The following is a 19814-nucleotide window of genomic DNA, read 5'->3' on the forward strand; positions in this document are numbered from 1 at the left end:
GCCCGCGCGCCGCTGCGCCGTGCCGTCGCGCCGAGCCCCGGCGCCGTCCGCTTGGGCCGCCGCGCGGCCCGCACCAGCGGCGATGCCCCCGCCACCCGGCCCGGAGGCGGTACGCCCCCGGCCGGCCCGGTGCCGGTCCCACCGGCTGACACACCCGCACACCGGGCCCGCCCACCCGCGGCCCGACGGGCCCCACACGTCCGGAGCGCCCGCGGCGGTGCGCCGCCGCCCCGTACGCCCGGCCCGTACCGACCTCCCGCCCGAGCACCGGCACCGGTGCGGCCCCCACGCGTCCGGGGCCGCCCGCGTGTGCGCGAAAGCCGGCGGCGGGGGCCTCACGAGGGGATGAAGGACAGCACCATGAGCACCCGCACGATATCTCCCGGAATTGTCGATGCCGCATCGGTCAGGAAAGCGGTCGACCGCCAGCTCGGAGAATTCCTCCGGGAGTGCAGAACGGGTTTCCGTCACCCCCGGATGGCGGACCTCGTGCAGCTGGTCGAGGATTTCCTCGCGGGAGGGAAGAGAATCCGGCCGACGCTGACCTTTCTGGGCTGGCGGGCGGCCGGCGGAGAAGGGGACGAAACGGCCGTCCTGCGAGTCGCCGCGTCGCTGGAGATGTTCCACTCCTTCGCCCTCATCCATGACGACATCATGGACGACAGCGACACCCGGCGCGGACGCCCCACGATTCACCGGATACTGGCCGGCCGAAGCCCCGGCGAGCGCGCCGAGAAGTTCGGAATCGGCGCCGCCGTGCTCCTCGGCGACCTCGTCTTCACCTGGTCCGACCAGCTCCTGCACACCGCGTCCCTCACGCGGGCGCAGACCGAGGCGGTCCTGCCGCTCGTCACCGAGATGCGCACCGAGGTCATGCTCGGCCAGTACCTCGACCTGCGGGCGACCGGCGAGCTGACGGACGACGTGGAGGCCACGCTCACCGTCAACCGCTACAAGACCGCCAAGTACACCGTCGAGCGCCCGCTGCACGTCGGGGCCGCCCTCGCGGGCGCCGGCCCGGACGTCCTCGCCGCCTGCACCGCGTACGCGCTGCCGCTGGGCGAGGCGTTCCAGCTCCGCGACGACCTGCTGGGCGTGTACGGGGACGTACGCGACACCGGCAAGTCCCGGCTGGACGACCTGCGCTCCGGCAAGAACACCACGCTCGTCGCGCTCGCCCTGCGCGCCGGCACCCCCGCCCAGACGGCCCGGCTCCGCGCGCTCCTCGGCGATCCCGCGCTGGACGAGGACGGCGCCGAGGAGGTCCGCGCGATCCTCGCCGCCACCGGCGCCCGGGACACCATCGAGCACATGATCGGCGACCGCCGCCGGCAGGCCCTGCGCGCCCTGGACGGCGCCCCGTTCACCCCTGCCGCGGCCACCGCGCTGGAGCACCTCGCCGCCACCGCCACCAGGAGGACCTCATGACCGCAGACCTGATCACGACCGGCGCCGGAGCGCCCCCGGCGGGTACGGCCCGCTACTGGGCGGAGTGCACCGAGCGGTTCGCCGCCCTGTTCGCCCGCCACGTCCCCCACGGGGCCGAGAAGGTCCCGATGACCGACGCCGAACTGCGCGAGGTCATCGACGCCTGCAACCGGGCGGTCGCCCCGCTCGGCAGGACGGTCTCCGACAAGCGCTGGATCTCCTACATGGACGTCGTCCGCTGGTCGCAGAGCGCCCGCCACATCAAGGACATGGAGGCGTTCAAGGCGGTCTGCGTCCTCAACTGCGTCACGTTCGTGTGGGACGACATGGACGCCTCGCTCCACGACTTCGACCTGTTCCTGCCGCAGGTGCGCGCCGTGTGCGACCGGTACTACACGCCGCCGGACGCCGACTTCGCGTATGAGGGCGCCCGCGCGTTCGTGACGAGCGACCACATGTTCCGCGACGCGCCCCTCAAGCGGGTGCTGTGCGGCACGTCGCCGGAGCAGTACTTCCGCTTCCGGGTCACCGACGTGGGAGTCGACTTCTGGATGCGGATGTCGTACCCGATCTACCGGCACCCCGCCCTCACCGAGCACTCCAAGACGGGCCTCGCGGCCCGGATGGCCACCCGCGGGCTGGCCGTCGTCAACGACTTCTACTCCTACGACAGGGAGCGCGCCCTCGGCCAGATCACCAACTGCTTCCGGCTGTGCGACATGGCGGACGAGGCCGACTTCCGGCGGTTCTTCCAGGCGCGGCTGGACGACATGGCCGAGGACCTGGAGTGCATCGGGGCGTTCGACGACGTCACCCGCGACGTCCTGCTCGACCTGATCCACGGCAACTTCGTCTGGACCACGCGCGACCTGCGGTACCAGGCGCCCGTCAACGACGTCAACTCCCGGATCCGGTGAGGAGCCCGCCGCATGCACACGCCCCCGCCCCCCGCACCGTCCGGGCCCCCCGCACCGTCCGGGCCGACCGGGCCGTCCGGGTCCCCCGCGTTCCCCGGGCCGTCAGGGCTGTCCGGGTCGTCCGGGTCGTCCGGGTCGTCCGCGCCGTCAGGATCCGCGGCACCCTCGGCGCCGCCCGCGCCCGCCGGGTCCTCCGTACCTTCGGTATCCGCCGGGTCCTCCGCGCCCGGCGGGCCGTGGCGGGCCGGTACCGCTCCCGGCGCCGTCCCGCTCCTCGGCCACGTGCCCGCGCTCTGGCGCCGCCCCCTGGAGTTCCTGGCCTCGCTGCCCGCCCACGGCGACCTGGTCGAGCTGCGGCTCGGCCCCACCAGGGCCTACCTGGCCGCCCACCCCGAACTCGTACGGAACGTCCTGCTCGACACCCGCGCCTTCGAGAAGGGCGGCGTCTTCGACAAGGCCCGCCAACTCCTCGGCAACAGCCTGTCGGTCTCGCGCGGCGAGGAGCACCGCTTCCAGCGGCGGCTGCTCCAGCCCGCCTTCCACCCGACGAAGATCGCCGCCTACACCACCGCCGTGGCCGACGACACCCGCGCCGTCACCGACACCTGGCGAGCGGGGCAGACCCTCGACGTCAGCGACGTCATGCACGCGCTGCTGATGCGGATCGCGGCCCGCACCCTCTTCTCCGCCGGGCTCGACGACGCGACGATCGAGGAGGCCCGGCAGTGCCTGCGCACGGTGTCCCACGGCATCTACCGGCGCACCGTCGCCCCCCTCGGCATCCTCGAGAAGCTGCCCACCCCGGGGAACCGGGCCTACGACCGCGCCAACGCCAGGCTCCGGCGGATCGTCGCCGAGATGATCGACCGGCGCCGCTCCGGCGGCGACGCGGACGACATGCTCTCCACCCTGCTGCGGGCCGAGCACCCCGAGACCGGCGAGCGACTGGACGAGGGCCAGGTCCTCGACCAGGTCGTCACCTTCCTCGTCGCGGGCAGCGAGACCACCGCCTCCACGCTCGCCTTCGTCTTCCACCTGATGGGCACGCTGCCCGAGGTGGAGGCGCGGGTGCACGCCGAGGTGGACGGGGTGCTGGCGGGCCGCGCACCGGCCTACGACGACCTGCCCCTCCTGCCCTGTACGCGCAACGTCATCACCGAGGCGCTGCGCCTCCACCCGCCGTCCTGGATGGCGATGCGGGTCACCGCCCGCGACGTCGAGCTGGGCCCCCGGACCCTCCCGGCCCGGACGATGGTCCTCTACAGCGCCTACGCCCTGCACCACAATCCGGAGCTCTTCCCCGACCCCGAGACCTTCGACCCCGACCGCTGGACGCCCGAACGGGCCGCGCGGGTGCCCCGCGGCGCGCTGCTGCCGTTCGGCGCGGGGAGCCACAAGTGCATCGGCGACGTGCTGGCGCTCACCGAGACCGCCCTGGTCGTCGCGACCGTCGCCGCCCGCTGGCGGCTGCGCCCCGCGCCCGGCACCCGACTGCGCCCGCAGCCGAAGGCCACCCTCGAACCGGGCCCCCTGCCGATGGTCCTGGAACGGCGCTGACCCGGAGTCCGGCTTCCGCGGGCGGGCGCCCCGCCGACGCTCTCCGGCCGGCGGGCGCCCGCCGAGGCTCTTTGGCTGCCGGCCGCCCGGGCCCGGCGGTTGAGCGCCGGCCCCGCACCCCCCGGGGCCCACGCCCTGTCGCCCCGGCGCTCCCGGGGCGCCGGCCCCGCACCCCCCGGGGCCCACGCCCCGTCGCCCCGGCGCTCCCGGGCCCTCGGCCCGAACCCCGCCACGTCCACCCCCCTCCACCCCTCCACCCCTCCACACCCTCCTCCCTCCCTTCTCCCTGCACCCCTCCGCCCCGGCAAAGGACACCCCTGGCATGAGAACCCCCTCGGACGGCTCCGGGCGCCACTGGCGGTTCGCCCGCGCACCGCACCGCAGGCCGCTGATCGGCCACGCCCACCTGCTGGCGCGCAGGCCCCTGGAGTTCCTGACCTCCCTCCCGGCACTCGGGGACCTCGTCGAACTGCGCATCGGGCCCAGGCCCGCCTACCTGCCGTGCCACCCGGACCTGGTCCAGCAGGTCCTGCTGAACGCGCGCGTCTACGACACCGGCGGGCCGGTCAAGGAGAAGGCCCGCCCCATCCTGGGCAACGGGCTGATCACCTCCGACTGGGCCGACCACCGCCGGCAGCGGCGCCTGGTGCAGCCCGCCTTCCACCAGGCGCGCATCGCCGCCTACGCCGAGGTCATGCGCGACGAGTGCGCGGCGCGGGCCCGCTCCTGGCACACCGGGCGGGTCCTCGACGTCGGCGACGAGATGCAGGCGCTGACGGCCCGTGTGACCGCCCGCGCCCTGTTCTCCACGGAGATGGCCCCGCACTCGGTGGCGGAGGTCCAGCGCAGCCTGCCCCTCATGGTGCGCGGCGCCTACCGGCGGGCGATGGACCCCACGGGCCTGTACGCCAGGCTGCCGCTCCCCGCCAACCGCGCCTTCGACGCGGCGCTCAGACGCCTCCAGGCCCTGATCGCCGGCATCGTCGGCGACTACCGGCGCTCGGGCGTGGACCGCGGGGACGTGCTGTCGGCGCTGCTGGCCGCCCGCGACGAGGAGGACGGCGGCGGGATGTCGGACCAGGAGGTCCACGACCAGGTCATGACGCTGCTGCTGGCCGGCGTCGAGACCACGGCGAGCGCCCTGACCTGGGCCTGGCACCTGCTGGCCGCCCACCCCGAGGCGGAGGCGCGGCTGCACGCCGAGGTCGACGGGGTGCTGGGCGGGCGGACCCCGGGCTACGCCGACGTGCCCCGGCTCGGCTACACCCAGCGGGTCTTCACCGAGACCCTGCGGCTGTACCCGCCGGCCTGGATGTACACCCGGATGACGACCGAGCCCACCGAGCTGGGCGGCCACCGGCTGCCGGCCGGCGCGGACGTGCTGATCAGCCCGTACGTCATCCACCGCACCCCGGGGCTCTTCGCGCGTCCCGCCGTCTTCGACCCGGACCGGTGGCTGCCCGAGCGCGCCGGGGAGGTGGCGCGCGGCTCGTACCTGCCCTTCGGCGGGGGCAGCCGCAAGTGCATCGGCGACGTGTTCGGGATGACGGAGGCGACCCTGGCGCTGGCGGCGCTCGCCTCCCGCTGGCGGCTGCGGCCCGTCCCCGGCACGGTGGTGCGCCCGCGCGCCGAGATGAGCCTGACCGCCGGCCCCCTGCCCATGCGCCCCGAACCCCGCTGACCCGCCCCGCCGGGCGGCGGTGCCGGTCGCCGGCCGGCGCGGCTCCGGCGGGCCGGGCCCGTGCCCGCGCCGCCGTCTCCGCACCCCGTACCCGCCCCTTTTGCCCGCCCGGAGGGGGCGTGGTACGACGGAAGGAGCCCGTCGACGGGACGACGGCCGCCGAAGAGGGCGCTCGGCCCCCACGGCGACGGCGACGGTCCGGCCACCGGCACACGGGGCGGTGGACCGACGCGCCGGACGCTGGCCGGGCCCTCCGATCCGACACCCCGAAGTACAGCAGGCAACGGCTTCCTCGGCCCCTGCGCAGGCGACTTCTGGCTTCCGATGACGGGAGTGCGCATGAACTCCTGCGACGAGACTCTCAGACACAGTGGCTCCCACGGCCCCGCCGGTCCCCGCCCGGCCGGAGTGCTCGCCCGGGCCTGGTTCTGGATCAGTTGGCCCTTCGTGTGGCTGTGGCGTTCGTGCCGCGACGGATGGCTCATGGCCAAGGGGGAACGGAAGGCGCGCCGCTGGTGGCGCCCGCAGGTGTGGCCCGTGACCGCCCTGTACATCGTCCTCAGCGTCGCGTACATCGGTCTGATCGTTCTCAGCCTGGTTCCGGGCACGCCGTCGGATTGGTTGTGGGACCCTTCGACCGAGTCGAAGTGGCGCAACATGCTGACCGCCTTCGGGCTGTCGTCCACGACGGTGGTGGCCGCCGCCTGGTTCCTGCTGTGGCGCTTCTGGCGCGCCCGGCGCTACTACCTGCGCAGGGCGAGACGGCACGCCGACGAGATGGTGAGGCCGGGGACCATCATCGGCGAGGTGGTGGGGCGCGACCCGCTGTGCGACGCGCTGATGGACGATCTGCGGGACCGCAAGCGGCGCCGGCCGCATGTGATCGTCGGTGCGATCGGGGTGGGCAAGAGCGCGCTGCTGGTGCGGCTCACCCAGAAGCTCGCGGAGAAGGGGGTGGCTCCCGTGGTGGTGCGGCTGCGGGACGTCAGGGGGGAACTGGACTTCGCCCGCCTCGCCGAGGACACGTTCCTGGCCGAGATCCTGGTGAAGGTCTCCTCGCGGTCCGAGGCCGAGAAGGTGTGGCACCGGCTGCGTCGGCAGTCGGACCGCGTGGTCGTCCTGGCGGACGGGCTCGAGGACGCCCTGAAGGACGCCCCCGACCGGGAGAACGTCATCCGGGAGGCCATCGGCAAGGCGGGCAAGGACGGCCTCCCGCTCGTCGTCACCTCCCGCCCCGAGAAGTCGCTGGAGTCCATCGACGCGGCGCAGACGCACCTCGGGCCGCTGAGCGAGGAGGCGGCGCTCCACTACGTCGCCGAGGCGACCAACTGGCGGTCGGACCGGCAGCGCATGAGCTGGGTGGTGGAGGCCGCCGAGATCGCGGAGTCCCCGCTGTACCTGAACATCGCCAAGGACCTGGAGCGCCGCGGCCTGCTCGAACCCGTCGTGGGGGGCGGCGGGGAGGACGAGTACAGCGATCCCCGCGACCACGACGCGTGGGTGCTGCGCTACGACATGCTCGACGCCTGGGTGCAGGCGCTCGTCGACGGCCACCTCTACCCCGAGCAGCCGCTGTCCAGGGCGGGCCGGCGCCGGGTCGTCGACTGCCTGTCGGCGCTCGCCTGCGCCGCCCTGCGCACCAACTCGACCTACGTCGCCTACGACGCCCTGACGCGGACGAGCAGGGACGACGAGAAGAACCGTGTCGTCGACGCGCTGCTGGGCTACCTCGCGGGGCCGTCCGGTCCGTCCGGTCCAGCGGGGGCCGGTCGGGCCGCCCGCCCGGCCGGTCGGGCCGTCGCGAGCCGGGCGGACGCCTCGGGCCAGGGGGCCCGTACGAACCCGGCGGGGCACATCGACGTCCGGCTGGCGGGGAGCTGGGGAAGCCGCCTGGGCCTCGTGGAGGTGCAGGACCAGGGCGTCCGGTTCCACCACAGCGTGCTGCAGGCCTACCTCGCCTCCCGGTGCATGGGCGCGCTGATGCCGGTCAGGACGGCGGCCGTGTCCGTGCCGCGGCCGGTCGGCATGGCCGCGGTGTCGCGGTACGCGGGAGGCCCGGTGGAGGAGCTCCTCATCCTCTCCTCCGCCACCGAGACGGAGGACGTCACCGACGCCTACTTCACGCCGGCGCTGCGGCGCCCCGGTCGTGAACTCGCCATGTCGATGGTCTTCTACTCGCGTTCCAGGGGCGCACTCGAGGGCTGCCACGGCAGGGAGGCCGACAGGGCGGCCTCCGGGGCGGACTGCGAGCGTGAGCACCGCTGCCCGATCAGCATCGTCCGCGACCTGCTCCTGGACGCCGCCCGGCAGGCGGTCGACGAGATCTCGCGGCCGTCCGACGGCGCCCGGGCTCGGGAAGCGACATGGAGCAGGACCCCAAGATCCGGGCGCTGGAGCTGTACTCCGCCGCCCTGGACGTCGACAGCTTCCACCACGAGCCGCTGCACCACAGCCTCGTCGAGGAGATCGAGTCGCACTGGGAGTCGTTGCAGACCTACAACGACATGAAGCTCGACACCCCGAAGAAGGCGCTCGTCAGGCGCATCGGCGTCACGGGACGCCTGCTGGCCGTACGGCGCCTCCTGCCGCCCTCCGCGGCGGAGCGGGTCCACGCCGAGACCGCCTACGACGTCTTGTTCGCCATGGCGCGCAAGGAGCCCTCCCACGGGGTGCGGTTCGCCATGGCGCAGGTGATCGGTGAGGGCGGTGACGAGGCATTCGACGCGATCAAGGACCGGCTGGCACCCGCCCGCCCCGCTCCGGCCTTCACCTTCTCCGCCTTCTCCGCCTTCAGCGCCGTGGCGGGGCCGGCCGGTGCGGAGGCCGTCGCCGTCGACATCGAGGCCCTGGCCTACAGCCTCGGTCTGGGCCGGGCGGGCGACGGCGCGGCGTCCGCCGCCCTCCCTGACTCGGACGGTCCGCCGTCCGCGCCGGGCACCACCAGGACCGAGCGGCTGGCGCGGAAGTGCCGTGCGGAGATCATCCAGAAGCGCCAGGAGGACGAGGAGGCCGCGGAGCGGGAGGAGCGGAGGGAGGCGGAGGCCGACTGGCGCTCGGAGATCATGAAGGCCTGGGTCGTCCCGATGCTGGTGCAGTCCTGCACGCGTACCCCGCACGAGGACACCCCGTACACGGTGCTCTCCCAGTGGATGGAGCGGCACAGGCACGACGGGATCGGCATCGCGCAGGAGGTCGCGTTCGCGCTGGGGTTCCGGCACGCGGCGAACCACCGTACGCCCACCACGAGGCCGGTCAGGGCCCGCAACGTCCTCAACGAGCAGGCCGCTGAGATGCTCAAGCACACCCGCTACTGGCACGCCCGGCTCGCCCTGCTGCACGCGCTGACCTTGTGGGCCCTTCCCGACGACGTCGCACAGAAGCAGCCCCGCCGAGGGCGCGGCGCCAACCCGGCCAGGGAGATACGACAGTGGCTGGAGCGGAGGGGCGAGCACACCCCCAAGGGAAGGCTCCGCGACGAGCACCCGCTGGTCAGGGCAGCGGCCCGGATGGCGCGGCACGCCTTGGAGACCCGGCGTCCGGACCGGTTCCTGTGGATCGACGAGGCCGGGACGGCCGCCCAGATCGGATCGGAGACCGGTTCGCTGCGCGAGCGGCGGATGCACGACCTGTGGATCCCGCCCTCGCGGGGCTGGAGCACCCTGGACCCCGCCGCGCAGCAGCTCCTCGCCGACGTCATGGTCCTGCTGACCCTCACCGAGGAGCGCGGCGACCGGCCGCAGGACGCGCGGCGCCACCTGGAGGCGGCGTACTCCGGGTGGCAGCAGGGCATGCCGCCGTGCATGACCGTGGACCGGACCCCACTCAGCCCGAGGCAGGCTCTCGTCGGAGAGACACCGCGGGCGCTGCCGGGCTCCGACTGCGCCGACGGCTGCCGGTTCCGGTTCTGCCCGTATCCGCCGAAGGGACCGCAGTGCCGCACCGAGCTCGACGAACTGTTCTGCATCCACCAGCGCCAGATGCTCGACAGGCTGCAGTTCCAGGCGTGGCAGGCGTGCAGGTTCCGGCGGCGGGCCCCGTGGCAGCTGGACACCACGGTGGCGAACCTGCGGACGTTCTGGAACGAGATGGCGGCCCGCGCCGGCAACCGCGCCCTGGAGGAGGCCGCGCCGCCGGAGTGAGGCCCGGTGGCCCGGTGGCCGCGCTCGTGGGTGCCGCCCGCCTCCTGGCGGGCGGTCGGACGGTGCCCCGGAGCCTGCCGTGCTCCGGGGTACCCGCGCGGGCCGACCCCGCCCGGTCACCCCCGCCGCCGCCACCGGCGTACCAGGCGGCGGACGCGCCCCCGCCGGGGCGGGCGGGGCGACCGGCGCAGCGCGGCCAGGATCAGCGCGCGCTCCCCGGGGGCCGCCCCGCGGGTCAGCCAGACCAGCGAGAGGCGCCGCACGATGGTCCGGGCCAGCAGGAGCGCCGCCGAGACGGCGCCGAACGGGCCGGGCACCGCGGGCAGCGCCTGGAGCAGGTCGAGGATCGTTTCGAGAGCCATGACGGTTCCTCCGTCCGTACGGGGACCCTCCGGCCGGGCTCGACGCGCCCCGCGGAGGCACCGGTCGGCGACCGGCTCCGCCAGCGGACCCCGGCACCCGCTTTCTTCGCCCGCCCGTCGGCCGCCGCGTCCGGCGAAGCGACCACCGGGAAGGCCACCACCTGGCAGGATGTGGGGAATTTCTTTTTCCGAGCGGCGTGCCGGGGAGACGGGTGAAGAATTCGATGGACGCACGGCCGCTGCCGCCGGGGCAGGGCCGCAGGTTCGACTGGGCGACGCTGGCCGACCGGTCCGGAGCCGGCGACGGGGAGCACACGGCCTGGCTCTGGCGGGCGGTCGCCCACTGGACGGCCGGACACGGCGACCCGGACACCGGCTGCCAGCCACTGAGCGCCACGGTCGGGCGCTGGCTGGGCATCGGCGGCTCCAGGGTGACGAGTTGGCGCAAGGGCACGTCGTGGGAGCGCGAGTGGTTCGTGATCGTGCGCACCAAGGTCGGCTGCGACCAGGCCACCTGCCCCTCGCCGTACGCCGACGAGGACGAACTGGCCGCCCGCCTCCTGGGCGCGGAGCGGGAGCGCGAGGCCCGTCGTGCGGCCCGCTCGCGGACGGCCTCCGCGGATCCGCCCGGCCGTCCCCTTCCGGCCGCCCGGTCCTCCGGGGCCGTCGGCCGGGAGGCGGCCCGGTCCGGCCGTACGAGCGCGCCGGGTGCGGCGGGCGTGGCGGGTGCGCCGGGTACACCGGGTGTGCCGGGCACGGGCAGGGTGGGCGTGGCGGGGGCGCCGTCCGTGCCGCGCGGGGCGCCTGACCGTGGCTCACGCGGACGTACGGCCCCCGGCCCTGTGTCCGCCGTGCCCGCTCAGGTGCCTTCCGCCTCCGACGACGGGCAGGACATCCCGGTCGCCCTCCGCAGGGTCGCCCTGGCCGACCGCCGGACCGTCGCGGCCTGGGAGGCCGTCGTCCCCCTGGTGGACGACCCCGGGAAGGCCGCCGTCAGCCTGGGCGACGTGTACGTCCCGCGCCGGGCGCAGAAGGCGCTCGTCCGGGGCCTGCGCGACCAGGCGGTCAACCGCGGCACGCGGGGCAGCGCCGTGCTCGGCGAGCCGGGCACGGGCAAGAGCTGCGTGCTGTGGGGGGTGCGCAGGGACCTGCGCGCGGCGGGGTGGACGGTCGTCGCCGTCTCCGCCGCCGCCCTGCTCGGCACCCCCGCACACCCCGCTGACCTGCGGCTCCAGGACCTGCTGACCGCCCTTGAGGCCAAGCTGCCGGGCCCCGGCGGGCCCCGGCCGGCCGAGGGGCGGCCCGTCGGGAACGTACGGGGCGTGCGGGGCGAGGCGGCCCCCGGCGGCGGGCGGGCCGCACGGTCACGGCGGCCCGCCGGCCCCGTCGCCCTGCTGCTGGACACCGCGGACCTGCTCCTCCACGACGCCGCCCGGACGGGGGAGGACCTGCTGGTGCGGCTGGTCCGGGAGGCCCGCGCCCTCGGGGTCGCCGTCGCCGTGGCCTGCCGCTCGGCGGAGGCCCGCCGGCTGGAGGACCGCGAGCGGGAGGACCGCGAACGGGACGGCGTCGAGGCGCTGCTGACCAAGGAGCACCTGGCCGGATACGACGACGGCCGCACCGCCGCGAGCCCCGTGCGGTACGTCGGCGCCCCCTGGGAGCCGGGCTCCGAACTCGACCTCGCCGTCGAGGCGCACCTGCGGGTCTTCTGCCGCGAGCCCGGACGACCCGGCCCCCGCGAGGGCGGCGGCGCCCCGGACGCCCCGGCGGAGCCCCTGGCCCGGCGGATGCGCTCGACGCTCGTCTACGCGGCGGCCCGCGGACTGCCCCTCGGGCAGCTCATCCGCCATCCGCTGTCGCTGCGCATGCTGTTCGACGTCTACGCCCCGGCGGGCCCGCGCGACAAGGACCTCGACGTCACGGAGCTCTTCCGCGAGTACTGGGAGGCCCGCGTCACCGAGGACGTCCGCCACTCCGTACCCGCCCCCGGCGACGCGGACGGCCACGGTGACGGCGACCACGGCGTCCGCGGGGGCGGCGGTGGCGGGCCGGCCGGCGAGCACGCCCGGCGGGACCTGTCCGACGAGGTGCGGGCCCTCGGCCTCGCCGTACTGCGCGCGGGCACACCCGAACTGCACCGCGCGGACGCGCTGTCGGCGCTCGTCGCCCACACGCCGCTGCGGCGGCGCCGGGACGCCGCCGAGGCCGTGGCCGTCCTGCTCAACCGGGGCGTACTGCGCCGCATCGAGGGCGGCCGCATCGCCTTCCACCACCAGGCGTTCGCCGAGCACGCGGCCGGCCAGGCCCTGCGGTCGGCCCGGCGCGGGCTCGACGCCGCGGCCCGCCGGGTCACCGAGCACCCGGACGACCTCCTCCTCGCCGAGGCCGTCCGGCACGCCTTCCACAACGCCGACCGGGACGGCGCCGCCGGCTGGTACCCCGCGCTGGAGACGCTGACGCGGCACGAGCACGCCGCGACCCGCCTCACCGCCCTGCGCGTCCACGCCGGACTGCGGCACCCGCCGGGCGCGGCGGTGGACCTCGTTGTCGAGACCCTGCGCGACGCCGACCCGTGGCAGACCGCGTCGTACACGGCGGTGCTCACCGGCACCAGCAACCCGGCCCGCACGGCCTGGCCGCGCACCCTGCGGGCCGTGTGGGACCGCGAGGACGACCGGGACCGCCGCCGGGTGCTGGTCGCCGTCACCCACCTCGCCCACCAGCAACCCGACGAGGCCGCCTCGTTCCTGACCGGCCTCGGGCTGCTCGACTTCGCACGGCCCGAGCACCTGGGCTGCCTGCCCCACGGGCGCGACCTCACCCTCTTCCTCCTCGGCCTGCACACCGCGGCGCCGCAGCGGTGCGCGATCGGCCTCACCCGGCTGCTGGAGGCGGCGGCCGCCTTCCGCGACAAGGCCGTCCTGCTGCACGGCCTCGTCGCCCTCGCCCACCTCGCCGACCGGTACCCCGCCCGGTACAGCGGCCACGCCGCGAGCCTGCCCGGCCTCCTCGACGGCCTGGGCAAGGGCTGGCAGGGGGACCTGGACAAGCTCGTCGAGGCGGCGGCCCCGGCCTGGGCGGGCACCCTGCGGGGCGCCACCGCCGACGAGGTCGAGGCCCTCGCGTCCGAGCTGGCCGGACGACTGGAGGGGGGCCCTCCGCGCCCGTCCGACGTGCTGCGGCTGCGGTCCCTGGCCGAGGTGCTCGCCGCCCGCCCCCGCAGGACGGTCCAGACCTGCCTGACCCGCCTGGCCGACGCGGCCACCTCGCCCGAGCGGGCCGAACCCGTCGCCAAGTACCTGCTGGCACCGCTCCTGCGCCGGACACCGGACGACCCGAAGGGCGGCCCCGCGGGTGCCCCGGCGGGCGTCGCGGCCGGCGGGCCCTCGGGCGGTACGAGCGCGGGCCCGCAGAGCGGTTCGGCGGGCGGGGCCGCGCGCGGTCCGCAGGGCGGCTCGACGGGCGCCGCCGCGGCCCGCGACTGGTGCCGGAGCCACCTGTCCCCCACCCGGGCCCCCGATGTCGCACGCGGGGCCGCCGGCGTCGTCGTCAAGGCCCTCGACGCCGACAAGGTCCCCCTGCCCGCCGCGACCGTCGCCGCCTGCCTGCCCGCACCGCGCGACGCCGACGCCGCCGCGCTCGGGCGGTGGCTGAGCGACCCGTGGCCCGCCTCCCTGACGGTCGCCGCCGCGGCCGGCGGGCACCCGCACGCCCGGCGCGCCCTCGACACCCACCTGGCGGCGAACCCGCCCGCGACCGGCCCCTACGCCGTACGCCTGCGGGAGGCCCTCGGCCGCCGGGCCGCCGACCACCCCGGACCGCTCCTCGGCCGGCTCCGCGACGACGCGGCCCGCAGCGGCGACCTCAGCGGCCTGAGGCGCCTGGCCGGCCTCGGCCCCGACATGCTGGCCGCCGTCCTCGACAGCCCCGGCCACCGGGAGGCCCTGCTGACCGTCGCCAAGATCCTGCGGGACTCCCCGACCGGTCTCAAGGCCGCCGGGGTACGCCTCCAGACACTGGCGGCCACGCGTGGCGGCCTCCTCCCGGTGACCGTCGAGGAGACCGCCGAGCTGCTCACGGCGACCCGCAACGGCGAGGTCCGGCGCGGCGTGCTCGCGGGCGTCGGCGAGCAACTGCACCGGCACGCGGCGCACTGGCGCGGGCAGGACCCGCTGGGCAGGCTGCTCCCCGTCCTGGACGCCGTACAGGAACGGGGCCGGGAGGTCCGCGCCGCCTCCGGCCCGCCGTACGACCACCACTCCCGGCAGTTCCTGCTCGCCGCCAACGAGGCGTACCTGCTGCGGATCGCCCTGCACGCCCACTTCGACGACCTCGCCCACCCCGCGGACGAACCGCTCGGCGCCCTGGAAGCGCTGGTCTTCGCCGAACTGCCGCTCTTCCTGCCGCCCGGCGACCGGGAGACCGCCCCGCACGCCTGGCGCAGGCGCTTCGAGCACCTGCCGCACCTGTGCCGCCGCCTCGCCGCCGAGGGCCGCGGCGCGCAGGCCCGCGGACTGCTGGACCGCGTACTCGACTTCACCAACCGGGTGCACCCCGCCGGCAAGGGCAAGTGGCGCGACGGGCTGGCCAACGACTGGCGGCGGTACCTGCGGGTGGTCGGCCTGGAGGACCGGGAGCGGCTGACCGACACGATCCTGGACCTCGCCGTCCGGGACGTCGCGTTCGCCAAGCAGCTCGTGGAGGTGGCGGGGCAGAGCCTCGGGGACATCTCCCCGGAGCTGTACGCGCTCATGCGCGACCGCAGGACCCCGCCGGCCCTCATGCCGGCGCTGCGCGGTACGGCGTCCTGGGCGGGCCGCGCCGGCCACGGGGCGCCGTGGGCGGAGGTGTTCGCCGACGTCGCGTGAGGGGGTGCGGGAAGGGGCGTCCGACGGGGCGGGGGGTGGGCCGGGTGACGGGTGGGATCGCACGGGCGGTGGACGCGGTCGCCGTCGCCGTCGCCGTCGACGTCGCGGACGCGGTGGGTGGGCGCGCGCGGTGGTGCGGACGCGGCTGCGGCTGCGCGTGGTGCGTGGTGCGTGGTGGAGGCGGGCGGTGGACGCGGTGGCGGATGCGGGTGGCCCTGTGCCCGGGGGCTTCGCGACGGGACTCCCAGCGAACCCCCAGCGCGTTCCCAGCCCCCGCTGGGAGGGTGGGCCACGAGTGCGGTCGGTGCCGCGCGTGCCGGACGTTCCGCCCGCCGACGGGCGGACCCCGCCGGGCGCACGACCGCGCACACGTGTCGATCCGACCGGCGGCGGACCGCCGGTCCTCAGGGGGAGCTCCTTCCATGCGCGTTCAGCGTCCCACCGTCCTCACGGCGGCCGTGCTCGGCCTCGTCCTGCTGAGCGGATGCCGTGCCGACGGCACCGACGGCCCGGCCGCCGTCCCGACCGGCTCCGCGTCCGCCCCGGCGCCCGGCGCGCCCTCCGGCCCCGCGCAGTCCTCCCCGGCCGCACCCGCGCGGCCCTCCGGGGAAGCCCGGCCGTCCGCCGGTGCCCGGCGCGTGGTCGACGCGCCGAAGGCGGGCGGGCTGGCCAGGGCGACCGGCGCCGGGGCCCCGAGCGACGTGGCCGTCGACCCGGGCGAGATGCGGGACGGCATGAACCTGGTCATGAACAACTACGTCCTCCCCAAGGGCGGTTCCGCCCTCACCATCGCGGTCGACAACGTGCCCGAGGAGACCGGCAAGCGCCGCGAGCACCTGTGGCGGGGCATGCTGGAGCACATCAAGTGGGACCCCGAGCTGGGGCAGCCCGAGGCGCAGCCCGTCGACGCGGGCCCCCTCGGCGGCTCCGTGGAGTGCATGCTGGCCTCGCTCGCCGAGGACGGGGACGTCGTGTGCGGCTGGGCCGACGACGGCACCGCCGGTGTCGCCCACTTCCCCGACAGCACGCTGCCGCAGGCCGCCAAGCTGTTCGTGGCGATGCGGGGCGACCTGGAGAAGTGAGCCCGCCGCGCCCGCGGAGCACCGGCCCCGCGGGCGCGCCACCGCCGTCCCGCCCCGCGCGCCCCGCCCGCCCCGCGTCCGGGTTCGCCGTGGCGGCCCCGCTTCCAGGCGGGTGCATCCCCCGTCCACCCCGCCCCGCCCCGCCCCGCCCCGTCCCGCCCCCGTTCCGCCCGCCCCCGCCCCGTCCGCCGGAGGCGCAGCCGGCCGGCCCTCTGCGCGCGGGCCGGCCGGGGAACCGCCGTCCCTCCCCGCGCGTGTCCGGATAGCGACGCCGTTCCCGGCGTGAACGACCGGTCTGGCACGCTTTCCTGCCAGGGGAGAGGGGTGGGGCATGGCGGAAGACCTCCGCATCGGCGTACTGGGCCCCATGACGGCCGTCGTGGGCGGCCGGCAGGTGCCGCTCGGCGGCCCGCGCCAGCGCGCGGTGCTCGCCGTGCTGGTGGCGGCGCGGGGCCGTCCGGTCACCCAGGAAGCGCTGATCGCCCGCGCGTGGGACGGGCGGAACCCCCCTTCCCCGGCGACCCTCCACTCGTACGTCGCCGCCCTGCGCAAGGCGCTCGAACCGGGCCGCGCCGCCGGCCGGGCCGCGCGGGTGCTGGTCCGCGAACACGCCGGCTACGCCCTGCGGATCGACCCGCGGGGCGTGGACGCGGAGCGCTTCACCGCCCTGGCCGCGCGCGGCGGGGAACTGCTGCGGGCCGGTGACGCCGAGCGGGCCGCCGCCGCCCTGGACGAGGCCCTGGCACTGTGGCGGGGCCGCGCGTACGCCGACTTCGCGGGCGCTTCGTTCGCCGCCCCCGAGAGCGCGCGGCTGCACGGGCTGCGCCGGTCCGCGCAGGAGGACCTGTTCGCCGCCGAACTCGCCCGCGGCCGGCACGCGGCGGTGGTGGGCGACCTGGAGAAGCACGCCGCCGAGGAGCCGCTGGGCGAGCGCGGCTGGGAGCTGCTCGCGCTGGCCCTGTACCGGGCGGGCCGCCAGGGCGACGCGCTGGCGGCCCTGCGCCGCGCGCGCCGCGTGCTGGCCGAGGAGCTGGGCGTCGACCCCGGCCCGTCGCTGCGCCGGCTGGAGGCGGCGGTACTGGCCCAGGACGCGGCCCTCGCGGCGCCCGTGCCCTCGGCCGGTGGCGTGGGCGGTGGGGTCGTGTACGCGGGGGCCGCGCCCGGCACCGCACGCGAGGGCGGGGACGGCGCGCCCGCGGACCCCGGTCACGGAGGCACCGCTCTCGAAGGCACCGTCCTCGAAGGCACCGCCCTCGAAGGCACCGCCCTCGAAGGCACCGGGCGCGGAGGCCCCGGGCGCGGGGTCGTCCCGTACGAGCCCGTCCCTCGCCCGGCCGACCCGTACCCGGCCGCCCCGCACGGGGACGGCATCCCGCACGGGGACGGCGTCCCGCGCGGGGACGACCCGGCGGGCGGGGCCGTGGCGGCGGGGGTCCCGCGCGGCCGGAACCTCCCCTTCCCGCTGACCGGGCTCGTCGGGCGCGAGGACGAGAAGCGGCAGGTGGCCGCACTGCTGGCGGAGCACCGGCTGGTCACCCTCACCGGGCCGGGCGGCATCGGCAAGACCCGGCTGATGCTCGACGTGGCGCACGCCCGAGCCGACGGGGACGGCCCCTGGCTGGTGGAGCTGGCGGACCTGGAGGACCCCGACCCGCGGCTGGTGGCCGTGAGCGTCGCGGACGCGCTCGGCATCCGCGACGGGGCGAGCGCGGCCCGCGTCGCGGAGGTGCTGGGCGACCGGGGCACGCTGCTGGTCCTGGACAACTGCGAGCACGTGCGCGAGGCCGCCGCCGGGCTCGCCGCCGAACTGCTGGCCCGGTGCGGCGGACTGCGGGTGCTCGTCACGAGCAGGGAGCCGCTGGGCCTGACGGGGGAGGCGGTGTACGAGGTGCCGCCGCTGACCGCCGGGGCCGGCGCCGAACTCTTCCTCTCCCGCGCCCGCGCCGTCACCCCCGGCTGGGCACCCGGCGAGGGCGAGGCACGGGCGGCCGAGCGGATCTGCGCGGAACTCGACGGCCTCCCGCTCGCCATCGAACTGGCCGCCGCGCAGTGCCGCGTCCTGTCCTTGGAGCAGATCTCCCGGGCCCTCGACGACCGCTTCGCCGTCCTCGTCGGCGGGCCGGGCACCGGCCCCGTGCGCCACCGTGCGCTGCGGGCCGCGGTGGAGTGGAGCCACCGGCTGCTCACCGGGCCGGAGCGTGCGGCGTTCCACCGGCTCGGCGTCTTCGCCGGCTCCTTCGACCTCGACGCGGCGACGGCGGTCTGCGGCGGGCCGGTCCTGGCCGAACTGGCCGCCCTGGTCCGCAAGTCGCTGCTCACCGCCGAGACCGGCACCAGTCCCCGGCGCTACCGCATGCTGGAGACGCTCAAGCAGTACGTCCGCCGCCAGGCCGACCCGGCCGAGCTCGCCGCCGCCCAGGCCGCGCACCGCGCCTGGGTGCTGACCCGCGCCTCGACCGCCGCCCGCCTCATGGAGGGCCCGCACGCGGCCCGCGCGACCGAGCGGACCGACCGCGACCAGCCGGAGATCCGGCAGGCGTTCACCTCCGCGCTGCTCGCCCGCGACGGCGCCTACGCCCTCCGGCTGGGCGGCGCGCTGATGCGCTTCTGGTACCGCAGCGGCCATGTCGCCGAGGGGCTCGGCTGGCTGGGCGCCGCCCTGGAGCTGACCCCTGACGGGGAGCCGGGCCCGAGGGCGCGCGCACTGATCGCGACGAGCGCCCTGCACTACCTCAAGGGGGACTTCGCCACGGCGGCCCGGGCGGCTTCCGACGCGGCCCGGCACGCCCGCGACGCCGGGGACACGGTGATCGAGGCCCAGGGGCTGGCGTACCGGGCGCTGTTCGAGGGCCTGAGCGGTACACCCGGCACCGCCCGCCGCGCGGAGGCCGCGGTGGAGCTGGCCCGCGTCTCGGGGGAGCGCTGGCTGGAGGCGGAGGCGCTGATGGTGCTGGGCATGCTGCTGCGCGCCGACGGACAGGGGGAGCGGGCGCGGGAGGTGCTGACGCACTCCATCACCCTGGCCGTCGCCTGCGGCCACCGCTTCGTGCAGGCGTCGTCGTCGTGGCTGGTCATGAAGAGCGACCTCGACCTGGGCCGTGCCGGGCGGGCGCTGGACACCGGCCTGGTGACGCTGCGGGCCCTGGAGGACGACCAGGACGTGACCGGATGGCTGGTGATCGCCCACACCACCGCCGCCGCCCTGGCCCGGTGCGGGCGGCCGGGCGAGGGGGCGGTACTCCTCGGGGCCGTGGAGGAGCGCGGCCGGCGGGTGGGCTTCTCGCCCGCCCTCATGGACCCCGCCGACGGCCCCCTGCAGAGCGCCCTGGTCCGGGCTGCGCTGCCGCCGCGCGAGCTGGAGCGGTGCCTGGCGGAGGGCGGGCGGATGACGCCCGCCGAGGTGACCGGACTGCTGGCCGCGGTGGCGGCCGCCCGCGGGGACCGGGCGGAGGCGGCCGTGGGCGGAGGGCTTGGCGCCGCGGGCGCGGGCGGAGGGGATGGCGTGGCGGCGGTCGGTTCCGGGGCCGGCGCGGCCGTCGCCGGGTCCGGGACCGGCGCGGTGGCGGGGGGAGGCGCCCCGGGCGCGGTGGCTGCCGATGGCGGCCCCGGCGCGGTGGCCGTCGGTTCCGGGGCCGACGCCGTGGCCGTCACGGGAGGCCGGGGCTCGGCGGCTTTCCGCGGGGAGTAGGACCCGGCTTCCGCGTCCGGCGCGTGCGAGGCGGTGGGCGCGGACCGGTGGCCGCCGCCCCGCGGCACCCGGGCCGCCGGCCCGTGACGGCC

The 19814-nt window shown here is 76.7% G+C and carries 9 protein-coding genes; 8 read left to right on the forward strand and 1 reads right to left on the reverse strand.

All coding sequences use genetic code 11. From position 1 onward, the window contains the following. The first annotated feature begins 360 nt into the window (after positions 1-360). From CP974_RS24220 to CP974_RS24240, 5 genes are all read left to right on the forward strand, one after another. Positions 361-1428, forward strand: a complete 1068-nt coding sequence (locus CP974_RS24220) for a polyprenyl synthetase family protein (RefSeq protein WP_031136631.1) — start codon at positions 361-363, stop codon at positions 1426-1428. Further along, a complete protein-coding gene (locus CP974_RS24225) occupies positions 1425-2345 on the forward strand; it encodes an isoprenoid biosynthesis enzyme family protein (RefSeq protein WP_031136629.1) in 921 nt (306 codons plus the stop codon). The genes CP974_RS24220 and CP974_RS24225 overlap by 4 nt, the downstream gene beginning before the upstream one ends. A 12-nt stretch (positions 2346-2357) precedes the next feature. After that, positions 2358-3902, forward strand: a complete 1545-nt coding sequence (locus tag CP974_RS24230) for a cytochrome P450 (RefSeq protein ID WP_308425529.1) — start codon at positions 2358-2360, stop codon at positions 3900-3902. A 322-nt stretch (positions 3903-4224) separates the two neighbouring features. Next, positions 4225-5583, forward strand: a complete 1359-nt coding sequence (locus CP974_RS24235; protein WP_031133765.1) for a cytochrome P450 — start codon at positions 4225-4227, stop codon at positions 5581-5583. A gap of 483 nt (positions 5584-6066) precedes the next feature. Beyond that, positions 6067-8091, forward strand: coding sequence for an NACHT domain-containing protein (locus CP974_RS24240; protein ID WP_031133767.1), 2025 nt, complete (start codon positions 6067-6069; stop codon positions 8089-8091). Positions 8092-9838: 1747 nt separating this feature from the next. Here CP974_RS24240 and CP974_RS24245 read toward each other — a convergent pair. Continuing rightward, positions 9839-10084 carry a hypothetical protein gene (locus CP974_RS24245; RefSeq protein ID WP_031133771.1) on the reverse strand — a complete coding sequence of 82 codons (246 nt, stop codon included), beginning with the start codon at positions 10082-10084 and terminating at the stop codon, positions 9839-9841. Between the two features lie 224 nt (positions 10085-10308). Here CP974_RS24245 and CP974_RS24250 point away from each other — a divergent pair, with 224 nt between their 5' ends. The 3 genes from CP974_RS24250 (at position 10309) to CP974_RS29755 (ending at position 19722) form a co-directional block, all read left to right on the forward strand. Further along, positions 10309-14952, forward strand: a complete 4644-nt coding sequence (locus CP974_RS24250) for a hypothetical protein (protein ID WP_031133773.1) — start codon at positions 10309-10311, stop codon at positions 14950-14952. A gap of 422 nt (positions 14953-15374) precedes the next feature. After that, entirely contained in the window at positions 15375-16034 is a 660-nt protein-coding gene (locus CP974_RS24255; protein ID WP_031133774.1) for a hypothetical protein, read from the forward strand. Positions 16035-16365: 331 nt separating this feature from the next. Beyond that, positions 16366-19722 carry an AfsR/SARP family transcriptional regulator gene (locus CP974_RS29755; protein ID WP_051840081.1) on the forward strand — a complete coding sequence of 1119 codons (3357 nt, stop codon included), beginning with the start codon at positions 16366-16368 and terminating at the stop codon, positions 19720-19722. Positions 19723-19814 lie beyond the last annotated feature (92 nt).

The organism is Streptomyces fradiae ATCC 10745 = DSM 40063 (assembly GCF_008704425.1).
GTDB lineage: Bacteria > Actinomycetota > Actinomycetes > Streptomycetales > Streptomycetaceae > Streptomyces > Streptomyces fradiae.